The sequence below is a fragment of the Bradyrhizobium sp. P2_E8 genome, assembly GCF_056403875.1.
Genome location: NZ_JBFUES010000498.1, coordinates 1 through 5,466, shown reverse-complemented (window position 1 = coordinate 5,466; position 5,466 = coordinate 1). Strand labels below are relative to the sequence as shown.

The window sequence follows — 5,466 nt, the reverse complement described above, 5'->3', positions numbered from 1 at the left end:
GTGGGGGCCATCCGACTGCAACGCTTACGCTGACCGCAAGCGCAAAGGATCCGACCACCGGTGCCGTTGCGAYGGCCTCGCCGCAGAGCATCACCGTGGTGGATCCTCGACCTACGACGACCACGACCACGACGACGTCGTCGCACCACCACCACACCGCGACGAATCAGCAGCCTGTTGCCACCACGACGGCGGCGGCCCCGACGACCTCGCACACGACCGAGTCCACGGATCATCAGCACACGGCCGCTGCAAGCACGGGGTCCTTGGCAAGCCAGGGCTTTGCGCGGCTCCAGCAGCACTTTGACCCGGCCGCCAGCACCCTGGCAACCACCGCTGCCCATCCGATCATGGCGGCGGATCATCCGGCTGCGACCGGCACCACGATGGCGTCGTTCGCAAGCCAGAGCTTTGCGCTGCTGAACCAGTACTTGGCCGCTCACACCGGCCGGGTGGATCCCGGCCAGTTCGTGACGGCGCTGTCGCAGGCAACCGGTTGGGGACACGACTCGTTGCTGGCCCGACCGCAACACTAAGGCCGAGCCGCACCCAGGCTCAGCGCCTGGGTGCGGCCCCGTCAATATTTGGGAATGCATGAGAAGGAACATTATACGCGGCCGGTAGCCGCGAAGGGTTGAGTATTAAATGGCGATCCAGAATGGAAATGCCCATGCCGCAGATCTCGGGCTTCGGTCCCTTGCTCTGTTCCTGCGCCTTCATGGCGTGAACGCCGAGCCCGACCAGCTCCGCGACCGTTGCGGAGAGAGCGCAATCGGCATCCGTGCGATGCTTCGCTGCGCCCGCGATTTCGGACTGAAGGTCGGTTCGCGCACGACACATTGGAAACAGCTTGCAGGCATCAGCCTGCCCGGAATCGCAGCGCTGCGTGATGGCGGATTCCTGCTGCTCGGGAAGGTCGATGACGACGCCGCGCTTGTGCTGCATCCGACCTCGGCACATCCGAAGCTGATGCCGCGTGCGGAATTTGAAGAAATCTGGGACGGCCGCTTGATCCTGACCGGATCTCATGGCCTCGCCGATCGCGCGCAGCATGCCTTTGCCGGTCTGATTGCGCGCGGGCGTGATCTGGTTGCGCTCGCCGGCGATGCTCTGGCCTCTGCACGGTCCGCGGAACGTCGCGATATGCCCGTCCAGGAGCCGGGTCCTGAGCCTGCGGATGGCGATGAGTCGGGACTCATTGCGATGGCGATATTGCTGCGTTGCCATGGCATTGCGGCCGACCCGGAGCAAATTCGCCATCGCATGGGCACCTCGCGGATCGGTGTGACCGAAATCCTGCGCTGTACCAAGGAGTTCGGCGTCAAGGCGCGGGCACAACGGTCAAGCTGGAACAGGCTTTCCGTCACACCGTTGCCGGCGATCGCCGCGCTGCGCGACGGCAGCTTCCTGGTCCTGGGCAAGGTCATCGACGACAAGATTCTCGTTCAGCGCCCATTGTCTTCCCGACCCGAATCCATGACGCAGGCCGAACTCGAGGCCGTCTGGGATGGCGACATCATCCTGATGACTCGGCGTGCGGCTCTGACGGATCTGTCCAGGCGATTCGATATCGGCTGGTTTCTCGGTGCGGTCCACAAGTATCGCCGTCTTCTCGGAGAAGTGCTGATCGCGTCGTTCTTCCTTCAGGTCTTTGCCCTCGTCGCCCCGCTGTTCTTCCAGGTCGTCATCGACAAGGTACTCGTGCATCGGAGCATCAGCACGCTCGACGTCCTGGTCGCGGGTCTCGTCGCGTTGACCTTGTTCGAGACCGTTCTCGGCACGTTGCGCGTCCATCTGTTCGCGCACACGACGAACCGCATCGACGTCGAGCTCGGCGCCCGGCTGTTTCGTCACCTGATGGCGTTGCCGATCGCATATTTCCAGACACGCCGCGTCGGCGACTCGGTCGCACGCGTTCGCGAGCTTGAGAACATCCGCCAGTTCCTGACGAGCTCGGCGCTCACCCTTGTCATCGATCTTCTGTTCACTGTCGTCTTCCTTGCGGTCATGTTCTACTATTCGGCCGCGTTGACGTGGATCGTTCTGGCGTCGTTCCCGTTCTACATCGGAATTTCCGCCGGCGCCGCGCCGCTGTTTCGCCGCCGCCTCGATGAGAAGTTCAATCGCGGCTCGGAGAACCAGTCCTTCCTGGTCGAAAGCGTCACGGGCGTCGAGACGCTGAAGGCGATGGCAGTCGAGCCGCAGATGCAACGCCGCTGGGAGGAGCAACTCGCCGGCTACGTGGGGGCGAGCTTCCGCGTACTCAGCCTGAACAACACGGCGAGCCAAGCGGTCCAGATGATCAACAAGCTGGTCACGGCCGCAACGCTCTACTTCGGCGCCAAGTTCGTGATCGGCGGCGACCTGACCGTCGGAGAGCTGGTCGCGTTCAACATGCTGGCGGGGCGGGTAAGCATGCCGGTGCTTCGGCTCGCGCAGATGTGGCAGGATTTCCATCAGGCCCGGCTGTCGGTCGATCGTCTCGGCGACATTCTCAACACCATCCCGGAGCCAAGCTTCAGTTCGGCCCGCGCCGCGCTGCCGGCGATCCGCGGCAAGGTCGTATTCGAGCACGCGACCTTCCGCTACCGCGTCGACGGCCCCGAGGTGCTGCACGATGTGTCGTTCGGCATCGAGCCCGGCCAGGTCATCGGTATCGTTGGCTCTTCGGGCTCGGGCAAGAGCACCATCGGCAAGCTGATCCAGCGTCTCTACGTGCCGGAGAGCGGACGCGTGCTGGTCGACGGCGTCGATCTCGCGACGGTCGACCTGACCTGGCTTCGGCGCCAAATCGGCGTGGTCTTGCAGGAGAACGTGCTCTTCAATCGCTCGATCCGCGAGAACATTGCACTCGCCGACCCGTCCATGCCCATGGAGCGCGTCATCGAGGCKGCATCACTCGCCGGCGCACACGACTTCATCCTGGAGCTGCCCGAGGGCTACGACACCATCGTGGGCGAGCGCGGCAGCAGTCTATCCGGCGGGCAGCGCCAGCGTGTCGCGATCGCTCGCGCACTCATTACCAACCCCCGCATCCTTATCCTCGACGAGGCGACCAGTGCGCTCGACTACGAAAGCGAGCGCGCCATCCAGCAGAACATGAAAAGGATCTCCGCCGGCCGGACTGTCATCGTCATCGCTCATAGGCTCTCTACCGTGCGCAATGCGAACCGGATCATCACTCTCGAGCATGGCCGCATCGTCGAGGACGGCAGCCACGACGAACTCATTCGCTCGAACGGGCGCTACGCAAATCTCCACTATCTGCAGGCCGGTATCCATGACGTCCGCTAACCGGAATATCGTTCCGTTTCCGAGAGCCGAGGTCCGACGGCGCGAGCACGAGATCGCGTTTCTGCCGGCGGCACTCGAGATCACCGAATCGCCGCCGTCGCCGATCGGTCGCGCGATCGGGGCGAGCATCATCGCGGTCTTTTGCGTCGCGCTGTTGTGGGCATCGTTGGGTAGCGTCGACATCGTCGCTACTGCGACGGGCAAGATCGTGCCCGGCGGACGCACCAAGCTGATCCAGCCGTTCGAGACAGGCGTAGTTCGCGCCATTCACGTACGTGACGGACAGAGCGTCAAGGCCGGCGATGTGCTGATCGAGCTCGACCCGACGATGACGGACGCCGATCAGGAGCGCCAGAGAAGCGATCTTGTTGCGGCCGAACTCGACGTCGCGCGGCTGCGAGCAGCGCTCACCAGCGATCCGCTTGCCGCCTTCCGATCACCGCAGGGCGCAAGCGCCGCGGAGATCGAGATGCATCGCCAGTTTCTGATCAGCCAGCGCGCCGAGCAGGGCGCCAAGCTCGCGGAGATCGAGCGCCAGCAGGGTCAGAAGGAAGCGGAGCGGGCGACCACATCGGCGAGCGTGGCAAAGCTCCAGGCGACGATACCGGTGCTCCAGGAGCGGGTCGACATTCGCAAGACTCTGGTCGACAAGGCCTTGGCCTCGCGGGTTGTCTATCTCTCCGAGTATCAGGAGCTCGTCGGCCTTCAGCAGGATCTGGTCCTCCAGCAGAGCCGGCTCGGCGAAGCCGACGCCGCCATCGCCCTGCTGAAAGAAACGAAGGAAAGGACTGCCGCGGAGTATCGGCGTGCCACCTATGACGCACTCGCGAAAGCCGAGCAGAAGGCGGCGAGCGCCGCGCAGGAAGTGGTCAAGGCGGATCGGCGCACGAAGCTTCAGCAGTTGACCGCGCCGGTGGACGGCGTCGTTCAGCAACTCGCCGTTCACACGGTGGGCGGCGTGGTGACGCCGGCGCAGTCACTCGCCATCGTGGTTCCAAGCGAGAGTCAGCTCGAGATCGAGGCCATGCTCTCCAACCGCGACATCGGCTTCGTCCATCCCGGACAGAAGGCGGAGATCAAGATCGATACGTTCAACTTCACGCGTTATGGGCTCCTGCATGGGGACGTGCTCAGCGTGTCGACCGACGCCATCACGCGGGACAGGCAGGGCGGACCGAACGACCGCGCGTCGGGCACGGCGCAAGGCAGCAGCGAGCCGAAAGGCCAGGAGCTGGAGTATGCGACGCGGATCTCACTCGACCGCACGCACATGCAGGTGGAGGACAAGCTCGTCAAGCTCGGTCCCGGCATGGCGGTGACGGTCGAGGTCAAGACCGGCGCGCGCACGATCATCAGCTATCTTCTCTCGCCGCTGGCGAGGTACAAGCAGGAATCGCTGCGGGAGCGGTAGCCACGAGTCGACTGAGCTTGCGGCCTTCTCGGTAGGCCTGTTGGTCATCCGCCGCCCGTGAGCAGCATCAGGGGATCACGAGATACGAAGCGGAGGGGCCACGCGCCCCTCCTCCAACGTGTCGTCCTCGGGTTGTACTTCTACGCCTCCCTGATGATGAGAAAGGCGCTGCGGGCAACGGCTGGCAAGGCTCACTAAGTGAAAGGCAGGCACCGACTAACGCATCAATAGGCGTTCCAATAAGCCTTTTTCGAAAAGAAGGTCATGACCATGATCTTGAAGTCGAGAAGGACTGACCAATTGTCGATGTAATACAGATCATGCTCCACCCGACGCTGCATCTTCTCGAGCGTATCAACGTCACCACGATACCCGTTGACCTGAGCCCAACCCGTAATACCGGGCTTGACGTTGTGGCGGCGGGAAAATGACGAAATCAGCGCGTTGAACGACTCGTTCTGCGAGGTTGCGTGCGGACGGGGCCCGACGATCGACATGTTGCCGAGCAGGACATTGAACAATTGCGGAAGCTCGTCGATATTGGTCCGGCGCAGAATGCGTCCAACACGGGTCACGCGCGGATCGTGTCTGGTGGCCGGTTTGAAGTTGTCGCCCTCCTCCATGACGGTCATCGATCGGAATTTCAACACGCGAATGGGCTCGTTGTTGTAGCCGTGGCGCGTCTGTCGGAAAAACACCGGCCCACGAGACTCGAGTTTGATTGCGAGCGGAACGATCACGAATAGAATGCTGGTCAGAAC

General features: G+C 63.2%; 3 protein-coding genes and 1 pseudogene. 3 read left to right on the top strand and 1 reads right to left on the bottom strand.

Annotation, left to right across the window (positions count from 1 at the left end; translation table 11 throughout):
• The 3 genes and pseudogenes from AC1D00_RS24650 to AC1D00_RS24640 all read left to right on the top strand — a co-directional run.
• Window positions 1-536, top strand: a pseudogene (locus AC1D00_RS24650) (hypothetical protein); the annotation flags it as partial.
• Window positions 537-645: 109 nt separating this feature from the next.
• The gene (locus AC1D00_RS24645) at window positions 646-3,294 is read left to right on the top strand and encodes a type I secretion system permease/ATPase (RefSeq protein ID WP_477012443.1); all 2,649 of its coding nucleotides are present in this window, start codon (window positions 646-648) and stop codon (window positions 3,292-3,294) included.
• Window positions 3,281-4,705, top strand: a complete 1,425-nt coding sequence (locus AC1D00_RS24640; protein WP_135176989.1) for an HlyD family type I secretion periplasmic adaptor subunit — start codon at window positions 3,281-3,283, stop codon at window positions 4,703-4,705. The genes AC1D00_RS24645 and AC1D00_RS24640 overlap by 14 nt, the downstream gene beginning before the upstream one ends.
• A 224-nt stretch (window positions 4,706-4,929) precedes the next feature.
• Here AC1D00_RS24640 and AC1D00_RS24635 read toward each other — a convergent pair.
• Window positions 4,930-5,466: sugar transferase (locus AC1D00_RS24635; protein WP_477012442.1), on the bottom strand; the 537-nt coding region annotated here is incomplete at its 5' end.